Annotated in this window: 12 protein-coding genes; 5 read left to right on the top strand and 7 right to left on the bottom strand. The window is 50.7% G+C overall.

The features are described 5' to 3' along the window. Positions 1 to 123: 123 nt before the first annotated feature. Genes AB3G37_RS03040 through AB3G37_RS03055 form a run of 4 tightly spaced genes read left to right on the top strand, consistent with a single transcriptional unit; the run spans position 124 to position 6,552 of the window. Entirely contained in the window at positions 124 to 2,496 is a 2,373-nt protein-coding gene (locus tag AB3G37_RS03040; protein ID WP_369789662.1) for a glycoside hydrolase family 3 C-terminal domain-containing protein, read from the top strand. Positions 2,497 to 2,552: 56 nt separating this feature from the next. Continuing rightward, positions 2,553 to 3,638 (top strand): ABC transporter substrate-binding protein, encoded by a 1,086-nt coding sequence (locus AB3G37_RS03045; protein WP_369789663.1) that lies wholly within the window; start codon positions 2,553 to 2,555, stop codon positions 3,636 to 3,638. 56 nt (positions 3,639 to 3,694) lie between these two features. Beyond that, positions 3,695 to 5,461 carry an ABC transporter permease subunit gene (locus AB3G37_RS03050; protein ID WP_369789664.1) on the top strand — a complete coding sequence of 589 codons (1,767 nt, stop codon included), beginning with the start codon at positions 3,695 to 3,697 and terminating at the stop codon, positions 5,459 to 5,461. Positions 5,462 to 5,487: 26 nt separating this feature from the next. Beyond that, a complete protein-coding gene (locus AB3G37_RS03055) occupies positions 5,488 to 6,552 on the top strand; it encodes an ABC transporter ATP-binding protein (RefSeq protein ID WP_369789665.1) in 1,065 nt (354 codons plus the stop codon). Positions 6,553 to 6,664: 112 nt separating this feature from the next. Here AB3G37_RS03055 and AB3G37_RS03060 read toward each other — a convergent pair whose 3' ends face one another. From AB3G37_RS03060 to AB3G37_RS03085, 6 genes are all read right to left on the bottom strand, one after another. Continuing rightward, positions 6,665 to 7,651: a hypothetical protein gene (locus tag AB3G37_RS03060; protein WP_369789666.1), complete on the bottom strand. Its 987-nt coding sequence runs from the start codon at positions 7,649 to 7,651 to the stop codon at positions 6,665 to 6,667. A 78-nt stretch (positions 7,652 to 7,729) separates the two neighbouring features. Beyond that, positions 7,730 to 8,392: a hypothetical protein gene (locus AB3G37_RS03065; protein ID WP_369789667.1), complete on the bottom strand. Its 663-nt coding sequence runs from the start codon at positions 8,390 to 8,392 to the stop codon at positions 7,730 to 7,732. Between the two features lie 163 nt (positions 8,393 to 8,555). Continuing rightward, positions 8,556 to 9,524, bottom strand: a complete 969-nt coding sequence (locus AB3G37_RS03070; protein WP_369789668.1) for a TerC family protein — start codon at positions 9,522 to 9,524, stop codon at positions 8,556 to 8,558. 309 nt (positions 9,525 to 9,833) lie between these two features. Then, positions 9,834 to 10,580, bottom strand: coding sequence for a glutamine amidotransferase (locus AB3G37_RS03075; RefSeq protein ID WP_369789669.1), 747 nt, complete (start codon positions 10,578 to 10,580; stop codon positions 9,834 to 9,836). A gap of 88 nt (positions 10,581 to 10,668) precedes the next feature. Then, entirely contained in the window at positions 10,669 to 11,661 is a 993-nt protein-coding gene (locus AB3G37_RS03080) for a Gfo/Idh/MocA family protein (protein WP_369789670.1), read from the bottom strand. A 74-nt stretch (positions 11,662 to 11,735) separates the two neighbouring features. Next, positions 11,736 to 12,242: a M48 family metallopeptidase gene (locus tag AB3G37_RS03085; protein WP_009638493.1), complete on the bottom strand. Its 507-nt coding sequence runs from the start codon at positions 12,240 to 12,242 to the stop codon at positions 11,736 to 11,738. 171 nt (positions 12,243 to 12,413) lie between these two features. Here AB3G37_RS03085 and rlmG point away from each other — a divergent pair, with 171 nt between their 5' ends. Next, positions 12,414 to 13,553, top strand: coding sequence for a 23S rRNA (guanine(1835)-N(2))-methyltransferase RlmG (rlmG, locus tag AB3G37_RS03090; protein WP_369789671.1), 1,140 nt, complete (start codon positions 12,414 to 12,416; stop codon positions 13,551 to 13,553). A gap of 2 nt (positions 13,554 to 13,555) precedes the next feature. Here the strand turns inward: rlmG and AB3G37_RS03095 are convergent, their stop codons facing one another. Continuing rightward, complete coding sequence (locus AB3G37_RS03095) at positions 13,556 to 15,589, bottom strand: FAD-dependent oxidoreductase (RefSeq protein ID WP_369789672.1); 2,034 nt, start codon at positions 15,587 to 15,589, stop codon at positions 13,556 to 13,558. Positions 15,590 to 15,755: the final 166 nt, after the last annotated feature.

Genomic DNA, 15,755 nt, shown 5'->3' on the forward strand with positions numbered 1-15,755 from the left:
TTTTTTAACTTCACTAGCCATTAATTAACTAATTTCGCCTATACAGGTTCCCGCTCAGGATAAGGGTCATACGTTCGCGCCCCCTTTGGGCAGGACCTAAACGAATCCTCAGGAGTCAACAGCATGAGTAATAAAGAGATCCTCGAACAGGACGCAGTGTCGATGAGTGAAACAATGACCCCTCAGGAACAGGCATCGCTGTTAAGCGGACATCGCATGTGGAAAACCGAGAAAATTGATCGTCTGGGCGTTCCGCACATTGTAATGACCGACGGCACCTATGGCGTGCGTTATTCAATCCAGCAAATTGAGCAAGACGAGAAGGGCGGTCAGGATTTTGCTGCGTTTCTGAACGTGGTAAATCAGCGCGCTAAAGACGTTGAAATTGCCTGGGGAACGATGAAACCGGCGACCTGTTTTCCTAACGGCTCCAGCTTCGCCTGTTCGTGGGATGTGGAGCTGGCGCTAACACTCGGAACCGCTCTGGGGCAGGAATGCCAGAATCTGGGCGTTCATTTGCTTTTAGGGCCGGGCATCAACATTCGCCGCACGCCGCTGGGCGGTCGCAGCTACGAATACTATTCTGAAGATCCGGTGATTTCCGGCGATATCGCTGCAGGGGTGATCAACGGCCTGCAACAGCAGGGTGTCGGCGCATCGCTTAAACACTTTGCCTGCAACAACTCTGAGGTCGAGCGCACGACGATGGACTCGATTGTCGACGAGCGCGCGCTGCGTGAAATCTATCTTCGCGGCTTCGAACGTGCAGTTCGCCAGAGTCAGCCATGGACCGTCATGAGTTCCTACAACCGCCTGAACGGCGTGCATACCGCCGAAAATCGTTGGTTGCTGACTGATGTTCTGCGCAATGACTGGGGATTCACTGGCGTGGTAGTCGCTGACTGGCACGGGATTAAAGAACGCCCAGAGTCGCTGTTGGCAGGCAATGATCTCGATATGCCGGAAAGTGAAAGCCGTAAAGCACAGTTGCTTGCCGCGCTGGAAGATGGCCGCGTCGATAGAAAAATTGCCGAGCAGTCCTGTCGCCGAATTCTTTCGCTGGTGCAGAAAGCCAAGGCCGCCGAACGCCGCGATACGCAGGTTGATTATAATCAGCATCATCAGCTAGCCCGCAGTATGGTTGCTGAATCTATCGTGTTGCTCAAAAACGATCGCAAACTATTGCCGCTGGAGGCTGAAAGCTGTTCACGCCTGCTGGTGATTGGCGAAGGCGCTACAGTGCCGGTGATCCAGGGTTCTGGCTGTGCGACGACTGTGCCCACACAGGTTGATATTCCGCTTGACGAGATGAACAAACTGGCTGCAGACCAGATGAACGTGCGGTGGATTCAAGGCACCTCAGAGCTTGAGTCTCTGCGTGATGCGCTGATCGAGGAGGCCTGTGCCGCTGCTGCAGAGGCCGACAAAATTGTTATTTTCGCCAGCACTGAAAACGGCTACGACGGCGAAGGTTCAGACCGTACCACCTTGGCGCTGGCGCCAGGCCACGATCGGCTGATTTCTGCTGTCGCGGCTGTTAATCCAAACGTGATCGTGGTGCTGGCTAATCCTGACGCGGTAGTCATGCCGTGGCTGGATGAAGTTGGCGCAGTCGTCGAGACTTTCTTTGCCGGTCAGGCAATGGGTGGCGGCCTGGCTGACGTGCTGTTTGGTAAAGCCAATCCAAGCGGCAAGCTGACCGTGACTTTCCCTAAACGTTTGCAAGATACCCCGACTTGGCTCTCATATCCGGGTGAGAACGGCAAACATTATTACAGCGAAGGCATTTTTGTCGGTTACCGCTGGTACGACAGCCGCGAAATCGAGCCGCTGTTCCCATTCGGTTTCGGCCTGAGCTACAGCGAATTTACCTACAGCGATATCGAACTGGACAAACAAACGTTGCGCGCGGGCGAAACGGTAGCTGTCAGTTTTACCCTGACCAACAGCGGCACTTGCAGCGGCAAAGAAGTTTGCCAGCTTTACAGCCGTTATCATCAGCCGCGTTTGGCTCGCCCTCATCAAGAGTTGAAGGGTTTCTGCAAGGTTGAGCTGGCTGCCGGTGAAAGCCGTCGCATTACGCTGCAGCTTCCTGCCGATGATTTGCGTTATTACGATACCGGTCGCGGCGAATGGATTCTAGACCACGACCTGATCACTCTGTGTGTTGGCACGCACTCCCGTTCCCTGCCGCTTCAGGCCACGCTGGAATGTCAGTCGGCAGTCGCTCGTTATCGCCTGATTCAGCATGACACTCAGCCGGTATTTGTGCTCGAAAATCCTATTGCTCGCGGCATGTTCAACCAGTTCCTGCAACGCGAGTTAAGCATCAATGAACAGGATGCCGAGCGCATTCTGCAACACTGTGCCAATTCATTCTTCGGAATTTTCACCACTTTTGATCGCCGTTTACGCCAGAGTTTCGATCGTAAAATCTGCGAGCAGCTGATCAAAGAAATCAATCAGGCGATTAAACAGCAAGAAATAGATGCCTGAAACTTTTGTTTAAATTAACCACCAGCCAATAGCCAGCACATACAGGGGACAGGGGAATGAAAAAGATTGGTCATTTATCACGACGCGATGCGATCAAAGCCGGTGTAGGCACGGCCATTACCATGCTGACAGCACCGTCAATTTTGTCGCGCAGTGCTCAGGCGGCCGAGCAGCAGACACTAACGGTTGCCGACGTTGGAGGCCCTTATGGCTTAGGTTTCGGCAAGGCGTTCTATCAGCCTTTCGAAAAAGCTACCGGCATTAAAATTATTAATACCGTTTTAGGGCCTGACCCTGTTCCTCAGTTCCAGATGGCGGTGGACACCAAAACTTACCTGTTCGACGTCGCGCTGCTTAATCCAGAACATCTGGTACGCATGAACAAGCAGCCGAAGAGCTATCTGGAAACGCTGGACATCAAAGTTGCCGACCCGGAGAACTATGTAAAAGGGTCGATTACCCCACAGTTTGCCGGAGTGAGTATTTATGCGCTGGCGCTGGCTTATCGCACTGATACTTTTAATAAAGATAAAGCGCCTAAAAACTGGATCGATTTCTGGAACGCAGACAAATTCCAGGGGCGTCGCGGTTTGTGGCGCAGTCCGGTGTGTACGCTGGAATTGGCCCTGATGGCCGACGGCGTATCGCCTGACAAACTTTACCCGCTGGACGTAGACCGCGCCTTCGCCAGCCTGGACAAGATCCGCAAACATATCGACGTTTGGTGGACCAGCGGCGCGCAGGCTACGCAAATGCTGCAAAGCGGCGAGCTGGATATGATGAGTATCTGGAGCACCCGCGCGCAAACCGCTATCGACGGCGGAGCGCCAGCATCCATCGCCTGGGATCAGGGCCTGTACAACATTGACGGTTGGACCATTCCTAAAGGAAATCCAAAGGCAGCGCTGGCTAATCAGTTTATTCAGTTCTGCATGAACGCCCAGCGTCAGTCGATGTATACCAACGATTTGGCCTGTGGACCGACCAACGTGAAGGCTTATCAGTTTATCGATGCCAAAAAGGCCGCACTGCTGCCAACCGCGCCCGATCACATCAATGGGCTGCGTGAAATGGATGCCAACTACTGGGGTGATAATCAGGTTGCTCTCACAGAACGTTTTGAAAAGTGGATTATCGGATAAATCATGCGGCGGGGGGCTAACGCGCTCCGCTAATCCTGATCCCCGAGGAGGGCGAATTGAGCTTGCTAGAAACAACCGTGCTTAAACAACCGCAACGCCGTAAAACGCGTCGCCTGCACCCCGCCTGGTTTACGCTGCCGGGCCTGATTTTTTTACTGATCTTCTTGGCCTATCCGACGTTAAAATTGATGATGCTGAGCTTTAACGACGATCAGGGACATTTCTCGCTGGCCATCTGGCAGCAAATGTTTGGCGCGGGCGTGTACGTTAAGGTAATGGTGAATACCTTTGTTATTGCCGCGCAAACCACGCTTGCCTGCCTGCTGTTTGGCTACCCGGTGGCTTACTGGCTTTCGCAGCAGGGCGAAACTATGCGCCGTCGTTTGATGTGGCTGGTATTGCTGCCGTTCTGGACCAGCGCGCTGCTAAAAAACTTTGCCTGGATGGTGCTGCTGTCGCGACGGGGTATTTTGTCTGAAATTCTGATGTCGATGGGCGCCGCGCATCCAATCGACGTGCTTTATACCCGTGGGCTGGTGGTGTTTGCTATCGCCCATAGCATGCTGCCGCTGGCGATTATCACCATGTTGCCGAGCATGACCAGCATCGATGGTGGCCTAATCCGTGCCGGTAAAACCTTGGGTGGATCGGCAAGCCACACCTTCTGGCGGATTTTCTTCCCGCTGTCGATGCCGGGCACTATTGCGGCGTGCCTGCTGGTGTTTATCGGCTCACTGGGTTTCTTTATTACTCCCGCGCTGCTCGGCAGCCCGCAGGATTCTGTGATTGGCCAGTTGCTGATCACCCAGGTGCAACAATTGCTTAACTGGCGTCTTGCTGGTGCGATTGCCATGCTGCTGCTGCTGGCGACGCTGGTGGTTTGTTTCCTCTATGACCGTATTTTCGGCATGTCGGCCATTTCCGGCGGTGAAACACATATCGATACCCATGCTTTAACCCGCCGGGTTGGACACGCGCTATTAAGCTATTTCGCCTACCTCAGTCATCTAGTCACTGAAGGGCTGGCGAGCCTCTTGCGCGGCCATCGTTTTGGCTGGTTATTACCACTATTTAGCTGGCTGGTCATTGCCGTGCTGATCCTGCCGGTAGTTTCTTTCATACCGATGGCATTCAGTAGCTCATCGTTCCTGCAATTCCCGCCGCCGGGCTACTCGCTGCGCTGGATGGAAACTTACCTGAACTCACCAATCTGGACCGGCGCGACGCTGCGTTCGTTTGGCATTGCTCTGGTCTCCGGGGCGCTGGCGACACTGCTGGCCGGGATTGCCGCGTTTGGCGTAGCGCGTAACAGCGGCAAAGGCGGCAGCCTGATTATGATGACCTTCCTGATGCCGATGATCATCCCGAATATCGTCACCGCCGTGGCACTGTTTTATCTGTTCGCCACTATCGGACTGGTGGGAACTGACGTTGGGATTATGCTCGGCCACACTGTGATGGCAATTCCGGTAGTGTTTATTATCATCCTGACCACCTTCAAAAACTACGACTGGCGCTTGGATCAGGCGGCTGGAACTCTAGGGGCAAGCCGTTGGAGGGTGATCCGCGAGGTCACGTTGCCGCTTATCAAAGGCAGTCTGGTGGCGGCATTTATCTTTGGTTTCCTCAACTCTTTTGAAGAGCTGACGGTGGCGATGTTTGTTGGCGGGGGCGTCAAGCAGACACTGCCGAAACAAATGTGGGATGACGTGCTGCTATCGGTTACCCCTACGCTTGCCGCCGCTTCGGTGATTATTCTGGCCATTGTAACCCTATTGTTCATCCTGGCCGAAAGGGCCCGCCGCGATACTGATCCCGCCTGAGGCGGATGCACAAGAATGAGAAAACGATGATGACAACGACCTCCTCTTTTAAACATGAAAAAGTAAAGCTGCAGGCGCAGAAAATTGCCAAAAGCTACGGCCAGACGCAGGTATTGGCCGATCTGGATCTCGACGTTCACAGTGGTGAGCTGCTGACTCTGCTTGGCCCTTCGGGGTCTGGTAAAACCACGCTCCTGCAAATAGTCTGCGGCCTGGTGGAACCGACCTCAGGCTGCCTGATGATTGATGGCAAAGACGAAACCTGGACGCCGGTTCACCAGCGAGATATTGGCGTAGTGTTTCAGAACTACGCGCTGTTCCCACATTTGACCGTTGAAGAGAACATTGCTTTTCCGCTGCGTATGCGCCATCTGCCCAGTGCTGAAATCAATCAAAAGGTAAAGCAGGTGCTGGAGATGGTTGAGCTGGGTCACGTAGCGACTCGCCTGCCTCGCGCACTTTCCGGTGGGCAACAGCAGCGTATCGCGCTGGCCCGCTGTCTGGTTTACCAACCGAGCGTGATACTGATGGATGAGCCACTGGGCGCGCTGGACCGCCAGCTACGTGAAACCATGCAGATGGAGATAAAACGCATTCATCGCGAGTCCGGCGCGACAATTATTTTCGTGACCCACGATCAGGAGGAGGCGCTGGCGTTGTCTGACCGTATCTGCCTGATGAACGAAGGCAAAATTGCGCAGATTGGCACGCCACAGGAAATCTACGAACGCCCGCAAACCACCTTTGTTGCCGAGTTTATCGGTTTGTCGAATATCCTCGACGGTCAGATTCGCGGCGATGGCCTGCATACTCGCCACGGTGTGTTTCCATTGAACTCAGGGTTGCGTGACGGTGACAATGCTGCACTGGTGATCCGCCCTGAACATATGCGCATAGCCGAGCAGGGCAGCGGCGTGCTTGAGGGGCTGGTAAGTGAAAGCGTTTATGCGGGATCCGAAACCCGTGTCGTTGTCACACTTGCCGGTGGTGAGAAATTTATTGTTCGCAGTTCTGCGCAAACGCCGGTGAGAATTGGCGATCGTGTTTCTCTGAACTGGGACGTACAGAATTCTCGTCTGCTGGCCGTATAATATGCCTTAGGCCCCTGAAGTTATGCTTCTTGGGGCCAAATAAAGAGCTATTGGAGCACTCAAAAGCAGTGTTTACATTTTAAACCAACACTGACTTGGGCACTCGTTCGCTTTAGGCGAAACTCCTTTCCTGAGGGACAATCTTATTTATTTTAGCGTAAATCCCTTCCTCCCTCTGAATATCATCATAAGCGGGTGGCTCGCTATCACCATAAATAGAATTTTCATGCATGTCAGTTGGTTGATAGTTTTCGTCGCCAAGAACGATTTTGGCATCCATTTGTTTAGTTACCACGAATGCGCTTTCATAGGAGTTATAAGACATACGAGCATTATTTTTTGGCTTGCTGGTTTTATCACTCTCTTTTACTTCGAATCGAATATCGAGATTTTCTGTTTCTACCCTATTATGCCGCAGCGCTCGATACATCTGGTCGATAGTGTCATCAATGCTTAGCTGGCAGTCACTAGCAAAATTATAGGCTTGCCTGATGATGACGTTGTAGTGATGAGTGTTGGAAGCGGTGCGGATTTCCGTATTAACCAACAGATTTATCTTTGGTTCAACGATTAAGGTATCTTTGTCTTGATGAACAATGATGTTGTTTTTACTCATCAGTGCGCGCTTTTCTTCAAAGCTATTGATTTTTTTATAAGTCTCGCTCTGATAAAGAAAATTAAATCTTGTTTCTAACTTAGCGTTGCTGTTAATAAATATAACCTCCTCCCTGGGCGCTAAAATTTCCCGAGCAACAGAAATGTCAGGCTTTGGCGCGGATCTTTCCAGACGACTAAAATTATTGATTGAGCCAATCGGTATCTGGAACATCATTCTATTAATGGCTGCGTTCAGCCGTTTGCTATCATGGTTAGAATACTTACTTAAATGATCTCGTAAATCCTTTAACTTGGCTAAAGCTATTGGGTCATATTGTAATTCTTTTTTAAGACCCAGCTTGCCGAGTAAACTAGTAGGTTTGTTTTTTGAAACTGAGACATGGTTGATATATTTTATTATGTTTTTTTCTGTTCTCGTGTCAGCAGCTCGATCAAATAAAACACTTGATTGAATTGCTGCACTGCCCATTATAGCTTTCATTACATTTCCCTGGATATTGGCAAATTGATTCAAGATCCTAAGTTTTGGCGGTATTTTTAACTATCATAACTCGCTGATTTAGAAGTGTGTGTAGCAATTCCCCTCTTGATCATAAAAAGTGACGCCAAGATGTTTCTTGAGATTCTCATTCCTTGCTGCGGCATATTGCATGCGCGGTGAGTCTTCAATGCGGGTTGATTGGGTCTCTGGGATGCTGATTGAATCGTAATACTCTGTTGAACGGCCGTGCTTTTCAATGAGTTTAAAGCTACTTTGCAAATTTGAATCGGTACCGAACGCCGCTTTAAACAGCTTTTTTGTCAGAGTAGAAGTTGAGTAGGGAATCTTCATTTTTTGGTTTGCCGGATCAATCTTTTGCTGATTTAGGTATTCACTGAAGCTATTGCTGCCAACAGATAAATCAGAGTGATATAACGGCTTGAAATCGAGCTTCCTGTTAATTATTCTATTAAGGTTTTTGGCTATAGCCTGATTGATTAGAGTATATTTCTTTTCGCTAAAGTTGGCTTGGCAATGTTTTAGCTCTAACAAATCACTGTGTATTTTAGAATAATCAAAAGAGTTATTGTTATTCTTTTTAGAGAATAAACATCGGTTGTTATTTTTAACCGCACAGACATTCTTTATAAATTTATTAACGTTCTTGGTGGTTGGGTTTTCTTCAATTTTTGTTAATAATATAGCTGAACGTAAAGATAAACTGGCTATGAGTGGTTTCATTAATTTAGCTTATTAAAGTGGTTGGGTAATCCAAGATAATAACTCAATACTGTGTTTGAAACTGTCAGGAATCGATTATTCTGATTTTTTATTTTAGGCGCTATAGTTGAAGTGATAATAACAAGCACGTAATAAATACGTGCCTGTTAAGTTTTTATTATTTTTATGATTGACGCAGCTTGTCTTTTCTATGATTAACCCAGGCATTGATAATCAACGTCAATGCCAGAATGCTCGCGACGACGCCGAGAGAAATCCCCACCGGGATATGCACCAGGTCGAGAAGCAACATTTTTGCTCCAATAAAAATCAAAATAACCGCCAACCCATACTTAAGCATTGAGAAGCGTTCTGCGACGTTGGCCAACAGAAAATACATGGCGCGAAGGCCGAGGATTGCAAACAGGTTAGACGTTAAAACGATAAACGGATCGGTGGTGACGGCAAAAATGGCTGGAATACTGTCGACGGCAAAAATGACGTCGCTCAATTCGACCATGATCAAAACCAGGACCAGCGGAGTAGCAAACAGCAGGCCGTTGCGGCGTACAAAGAATTTTTCCCCTGAAAGTTCATCGGTCATGCGCAGGTGTCCGCGAAGCCAGCGAATGATTGGTTTGTCACCGATTGCGCCGTCATCCTCTTTGGCGATCGCCATTTTTATACCGGTGAAGAGCAGGAAAGCGCCGAACAGGTAGAGGATCCAGCTGAATTCTGACACTAGCCAACTGCCAGCGAAGATCATTCCAGTACGCAGTACAATCGCGCCTAAAACGCCGTAAACTAACACTCGACGCTGCAGGCTTGCTGGCACGCTGAAGTAACTAAAAAGCATCAGCCATACGAAGACGTTATCGACCGCCAGTGCTTTTTCGATCAGGTAACCGGTCAGAAAAGCCAATGCTTGTTTATCGGCGACTTCGCGGCCAAATTCGCCGTTCAGATACCACCAGAAAGCAAAGTTAAATAGCAGAGAGAGGCTAACCCACAGTAGAGACCACAGCGCTGCGCTTTTCATGGTCATGGTTTGCGCGCCTTTACGGCCCTGAAGCAGCATGTCGACTGCCAGCATGACAACCACCACCACGGCAAAAGATCCCCACAGCAGCGGACTTCCCACGGAATTCATCATTATTTACCCCTCAAAAAAGCAAAAAAAAACGGCTAACGTCAGAAGACGTGTGCCGCTTTTTCAGACTTTTTGTCTGGATTGTAAGCAACCTCGCCTTCCGGCAAGGTCTCACTCACAACCTGAATATTCTTTTTTATTAACGCGATAACCACGCCAATTGTCATGAATACTGAATTCGGGTTGCTCGGTAACCGGGTGATAAAAATCACCGTAATGACGATTAGCCGACTTGGAAGTTACTCCCCTTTGCATCGACGAAAATAATTCAAAATATTTCTATCGTCAAGCATTTTGTAACAACTTTGCCTGTTATCCCGCCAGTGCGCGCTGTTTACCAAGAGACTCGACAAAGTTTAGCAATAGACTCTGGCTTAGCGGGGTGTCGCTGATGTTTTGCAGTTTTCCCTGATAATCAACGCTGTCATCTTCGGCCTGTTGGTCCAGCCACGGTAAATAAGTTTTCATGATTGCCGCACTAAATTCCGGGTGGAACTGGGTGCTAATCGCATTGGGGCCATAGCGCAGGATCTGATGCGGATCGTGAGCAGATTTTGCCAATACGGTGGCACAGGCGGGCGGCTGCAACACGGTTTGTAGATGAATCAAATTTGCGCTGAAGTGAGCCGGTAGCGTTGAAATTAAAGGATCTTTCGCGGCCTCAGGCAATAATTCTATCGCTTCGGTTCCGACTTCGATCCCCTGCGGATGATAGCCGATCTCACCACCCAGCGCGTAAGCCATCAGTTGATGACCATAGCAGGCACCCAGCATCGGCAAGTCAATCAGCATGGCCTGACGGATCCAGTCGGCGGCGTCTTCGCTCCAGTCCAGATGCTCGGTGACCATGCTGCGTGAGCCCGTGATTACCGCACCAGCGTAATGCTGTGGTGGCTCCGGGCGTTCACCAGCCTGTAAATCGATGATTACCACCTGCTGACTATCCATATTCCCCTGGCGAATAAACATCTGCGGAAAGTTGCCGTGCAGCGCGCGGATCGGCTCGGGTGCCTGGCCGGTTTGCAGAATAAGCAGCGGTTTCAGGTAGGTTTGACTCATGCTGGCTCCTTACATTTTTTATCGAATGGTTTCATCAACAGGCTTTTCAGCAGCCCTTCAAAAAACAGGTTGTCTATCCGTAGACTGTTTATTTATCTGCCGGGAAAACCACGCCGGTCTGACGACGAATTTCAGTCAACAATTTAGCGGTAATACGCGACACTTCCAGTCCCGGATGACCGTAAAACTTGCTTTCTACCAAGGTCGCAAAGGTTTCGGCTTCATAAAGCATACTGTTGATGTGCTGTGGCTGCGTCAGGTCGAGCATCTGCCCGCCGCGTGGCGTGTAACTCAGGCTTTGGCATTCGGCAAGCTTCTCGATGCGCAAAGTACCGTCTTCACCCTGTATCTCGCTAGGCAGCCAGGAATCACTCACTTTTGAATGGTTAATCACCACTTCGAAATCGCCATACTGATGATTGCCGTAGCTCAGCAGCACCGTGCCTTGTGCATCGACACCGCTGGCAAGCAGAGTGGCGGTAGCTATCACCGAATCTGGTTCGCCAAATAGGGCAACGCTGCTCGCCAGGCAGTAATAGCCGATATCCATAATCGAGCCGTTGGAAAAGGCTGGATTAAAAGTATTTGGATTTTCGCCATTTAAATAGCGCTGATAACGTGAAGAATATTGGCAATAATTGAACACAGCTTTGCGCAAGGTGCCCATGCGGCTTAGGGTGCTTTTTAGATGCAGAAAATTGGGCAGATAAGCCGTTTTAAACGCTTCGAACAGCACTACCTGATTTTCTGTAGCGCAGCGGATCATGCGTTCTGCTTCCAACTGATTGGAAGCCAGTGGTTTTTCACAAATCACATGCTTTTGATGGCTAAGAAAAAGCAACGCCTGCTCGCAATGAAGCGAGTTTGGGCTGGCAATATAGACTGCGTCAATCTCTTCTGATGTGGCCAGCGCTTCCAGTGAATCAAAATAGTGTTGGACAGGGTAGTCGTGACCGAGTGCCTTGGCATTTTCCAGCGTGCGTGAATAGACTGCTGTGAGCTTGAGTTTGCCGCTTTCATGCGCCGCATCGATAAAGCTTTTGGTTATCCAGTTGGTGCCCACTACTGCAAAGCGAATCATGGTTTACTCCCTTTATTATTTTTGTGAGAAAGACCTGAGTAATTTGTGAAAAAGCACTGATAAAAATCTGATGATCAGACGTAGAGCTTGCCGAATAAATCAAGATGAGTCAGATACATGCGAGTATCGAACTCGAGCTGATGGTAATCGGGTGTCATATGACAGCACAGGCTGTAGAAAGCCTTGTTGTGATCTTTTTCTTTTATATGTGCCAACTCGTGAACCACAATCATACGCAGAAAAGCTTCGGGCGCGCTCTTAAATACCGTCGCGACGCGGATTTCTGCTTTAGCTTTAAGCTTGCCGCCCTGAATGCGCGAAATGGCGGTGTGTAATCCAAGGGCGTGACGCATGACGTGGATTTTGTTGTCGTAAGCCACCTTGCTCAGCGGCGACGAACTGCGCAAATATTGATTCTTCAAGTCGAGCGTATACTGATACAACGCTTTGTCGTTGGTCAGTTCATGAGGCTCGGGGTAACGACTTAGCAGCACACTGCCAAGACGCTCTTGTTCGATTAGCTGGCGCACCTGAGCTTGAAGATGCTCCGGGTATCCTTGCAGATAGGTCAATTCTGGCATAACTGTTTGCTTTGGCTCTCTTTAATGGAGGTAAAAGCCGCACGCAATCTGCTCGAGAACGACCGTCGGGCAGCAAGGTGTGACAGATAATCCCTTTTTAACTGAAAAAACATTTTACTGATAGCGCAATTTAAGGGATAAACAGCGCAAATTGAAATATGAGGAGGGCCAATGAGCCATTTTGAACTGGGTACACTGCAACTTGAGTTGGAACGTTATCCGTTACAGGAAGAGTCCACGACGTTGCAGGCGTGGGAAGCCGCGGACGAATATCTGCTGCAGACCTTGACCACCGATACACTCAATGGCCGTCCTGTGCTGATCTTTAACGACAGCTTTGGCACCTTAACCTGCGCGTTGCATGAGTTCTCGCCGATTAGCATTGGTGACTCATTCATGAGCCAGCTGGCGACGCGCTATAACCTGCGCCTGAATGCTCTGGACGATGAAATGGTTACTACCCAGAGCAGTCTCGATCCGCTGCCGCAGGCACCCGGACTGGTGGTGATTAAAGTCCCTAAAACGCTGGCGCTGCTGGAACAACAACTGCGAGCGCTGCGCGAAGTCGTGACACCGGATACGCAAATCATCGCCGGTGCCAAGGCGCGCGATATCCATACCTCGACGCTGCAACTGTTTGAAAAAATCCTCGGCACGACCCGTACCAGTCTGGCGTGGAAGAAAGCGCGCCTGATCCACTGTCAGCCAGAAAATGATCTACAGCCTGCCGAGCCGGTGACCACTGAATGGGCGCTCGACGACAGCGAGCTGCGCATCACCAATCACGCCAACGTGTTTTCACGCACCGGTCTGGACATCGGCGCACGCTTCTTTATGCAGCATCTGCCGGAAGGCATTGAAGGGCGTATTGCCGATCTCGGCTGTGGCAACGGCGTTATCGGGATCACCGCGTTGGCGCTGAATCCTGATGCTGAGATGCTGTTTGTCGATGAGTCTTACATGGCGGTGGAATCCAGTCGCGCCAACGTGGCTAACAACCTGCCGCAGGATCTCGAGCGCTGCGAGTTTGAAGTCAACAACATGCTTTCGGGCGTTGAGCGCGAATCACTGCATGCTGTGCTTTGCAACCCGCCGTTCCATCAGGGTACAGTTATCAGCGATGACACGGCATGGCGTATGTTCTGCGACGCCAAGCGCTGCCTGCAACCGGGTGGTGAACTGCGTATCGTGGGCAACCGCCATCTGGATTACTATCCGAAATTGCGTCGCCTGTTCGGTAACTGCACCACTATTGCGACCAACCAGAAGTTTGTGATTCTGCGTGCGGTTAAAACCAACGCGGGTTATTAATCCTAAATAGTCAGCGCCAGACGGGTGCCCTGATCGATTGCGCGACGGGCATCCAATTCCACAGCAATATCTGCCCCACCAATCAAATGGACGATTTTTCCCTGTTGCATCAATGGTTCAAACAGACTGCGCCGAGATTCTTGCCCGGCACAAATAATGACGTTATCCACGTCGAGACAGTGGCTTTCGCCGCCAACGTTAATATGTAAACCACGATCGTCAATGCGCTCATAGCTCACGCCATTTTGCATCTGCACACCTCTTGCCAGCAGGCTTGCTCGATGTATCCAACCCGTGGTTTTGCCTAAACCCGCCCCGACTTTGCTGCTCTTGCGCTGTAATAAAGTGATTTGCCTTGGCGATGGCTGAGGCACAGCCCCTTGAGCTGCAAGGCCACCACGCTGGCGATAATCCTCATCAATGCCCCATTCCTGATTAAACGCGGCGATGTTCAGACTTGCCGCAGGTTCAACGTGGCTGAGATACTCCGCAGTATCAAAGCCAATACCGCCTGCGCCGATAATGGCGACTCGCTGTCCGACCGGTTTTTTATCTCTCAATACATCAAGATAGGTCAGAACGCAGGGGTGATTGATGCCTTCGATTTCCGGCAGGCGCGGCAAAATTCCGCAGGCGAGGATCACCTCGTCATACTCTTTCAGCGCCTCGGTATCGACTTGCTCGCCAAGTTTTAGCTGCACGTCAAGCAGAGCAAGCTGGCGTGAGAAATAGCGCAACGTTTGATAAAACTCCTCCTTGCCGGGGATCTGTTTAGCAATATTGAACTGCCCGCCGATCTCCGGCTGGGCATCAAACAGTGTCACCCGATGACCGCGCAATGCTGCGGTAGTTGCAAATGCCAGACCGGCAGGACCAGCGCCGACCACCGCTAGAACTTTGGGTTGCCGGGTAGGATAAATTGGCAGCTCGGTTTCGCGACAGGCGCGAGGGTTGACCAGGCAAGAGGTTAATTCACCGGCAAATATCTGATCAAGACAGGCCTGATTACAGCCGATACAGGTGTTAATTTCATCCGCGCGTCCCTCGGCGGACTTTTGCACAAAGGCTGGATCGGCAAGGAAAGGGCGCGCCATCGACACCATGTCGGCGTAACCTGCGGCCAGCAAATCTTCAGCTACCTGCGGATCGTTAATCCGATTGGTGGTAATCAGCGGAATATTCACACTGCCCATTAGCCGTTTGGTGACCCAGGCGAAAGCCGCGCGAGGAACCCGGGTCGCGATGGTCGGGATCCGTGCTTCGTGCCAGCCGATGCCAGTATTGATTAATGTCGCGCCTGCTTTTTCAATAGCCTGTGCTAACAGTCGTGTTTCCTGCCAGCTGCTTCCCTGTTCAACCAGGTCGAGCATCGACAGGCGGTAAATAATGATAAAGTGGGCTCCGCATGCCTGGCGCACCCGACGCACTGCCTCAATCGCAAATCGCATTCGATTCTCGCGGCTGCCTCCCCATTGATCGTCGCGCTGGTTGGTGCGTTCGGTTAAAAATTCATTAATCAGATAGCCTTCCGATCCCATGATTTCAACACCGTCATAGTCCGCTAATTGCGCGAGGCGTGCGCATTCTGCAAAGTCATTTAGCGTATGTTCGACTTCGTTTTCACTTAGCGCGTGGGGAGTAAAGCGATTGATCGGTGCCTGGAGAGCGGAAGGGGCCACGGGATCGGGCTGGTAGCTGTAACGGCCAGCATGCAGGATTTGCAGCGCGATTTTGCCTCCAGCGGCGTGAACCGCCTCGGTGACCACCAGATGATGGGCAATTTGCGCTGGCTGATTGAGTACTGACCCTCCACGATAGACCACACCCTGTTCATTCGGGGCTATGCCGCCGGTGACGATGAGGCCCACGCCAGCCGCGGCACGCTCGGCATAGAAAGCGGCCAGGCGCTGTGGGCCGTCGCTTAGCTCTTCCAGTCCGGTATGCATTGACCCCATCAATACTCGATTTTTTAATTGAGTAAAACCTAGGTCGAGAGGAGCCAGTAAATGAGGATAGGGGACGGATTGATTATGCATGACGTACTCCATCAAAAAGATCCGCAGACTCAGTTATCACCAAGTGGTCGGATGAGATGAAGTTAACTCTATCGCCATCGCGGTGGCTTTCAAACACAGGCCGCTGCGGATGTGACAGCTATCATAAATTATTCTGTTAAAGGGGGCCTCTCAAACACGGGTGGCT

Origin of the sequence: Rouxiella sp. WC2420 (assembly GCF_041200025.1) — a bacterium.
Taxonomy (GTDB): Bacteria; Pseudomonadota; Gammaproteobacteria; order Enterobacterales; family Enterobacteriaceae; genus Rouxiella.

What these genes read in the sequence shown, in the direction of transcription:
- AB3G37_RS03085 (WP_009638493.1), bottom strand. Translation starts at nt 12,242, where the DNA reads ATGCCAGAATTGACCTATCTGCAAGGATACCCGGAGCATCTTCAAGCT.
- AB3G37_RS03055 (WP_369789665.1), top strand. Translation starts at nt 5,488, where the DNA reads ATGATGACAACGACCTCCTCTTTTAAACATGAAAAAGTAAAGCTGCAG.
- AB3G37_RS03045 (WP_369789663.1), top strand. Translation starts at nt 2,553, where the DNA reads ATGAAAAAGATTGGTCATTTATCACGACGCGATGCGATCAAAGCCGGT.
- AB3G37_RS03040 (WP_369789662.1), top strand. Translation starts at nt 124, where the DNA reads ATGAGTAATAAAGAGATCCTCGAACAGGACGCAGTGTCGATGAGTGAA.
- rlmG (WP_369789671.1), top strand. Translation starts at nt 12,414, where the DNA reads ATGAGCCATTTTGAACTGGGTACACTGCAACTTGAGTTGGAACGTTAT.
- AB3G37_RS03080 (WP_369789670.1), bottom strand. Translation starts at nt 11,661, where the DNA reads ATGATTCGCTTTGCAGTAGTGGGCACCAACTGGATAACCAAAAGCTTT.
- AB3G37_RS03060 (WP_369789666.1), bottom strand. Translation starts at nt 7,651, where the DNA reads ATGAAAGCTATAATGGGCAGTGCAGCAATTCAATCAAGTGTTTTATTT.
- AB3G37_RS03070 (WP_369789668.1), bottom strand. Translation starts at nt 9,524, where the DNA reads ATGATGAATTCCGTGGGAAGTCCGCTGCTGTGGGGATCTTTTGCCGTG.
- AB3G37_RS03095 (WP_369789672.1), bottom strand. Translation starts at nt 15,589, where the DNA reads ATGCATAATCAATCCGTCCCCTATCCTCATTTACTGGCTCCTCTCGAC.
- AB3G37_RS03075 (WP_369789669.1), bottom strand. Translation starts at nt 10,580, where the DNA reads ATGAGTCAAACCTACCTGAAACCGCTGCTTATTCTGCAAACCGGCCAG.
- AB3G37_RS03065 (WP_369789667.1), bottom strand. Translation starts at nt 8,392, where the DNA reads ATGAAACCACTCATAGCCAGTTTATCTTTACGTTCAGCTATATTATTA.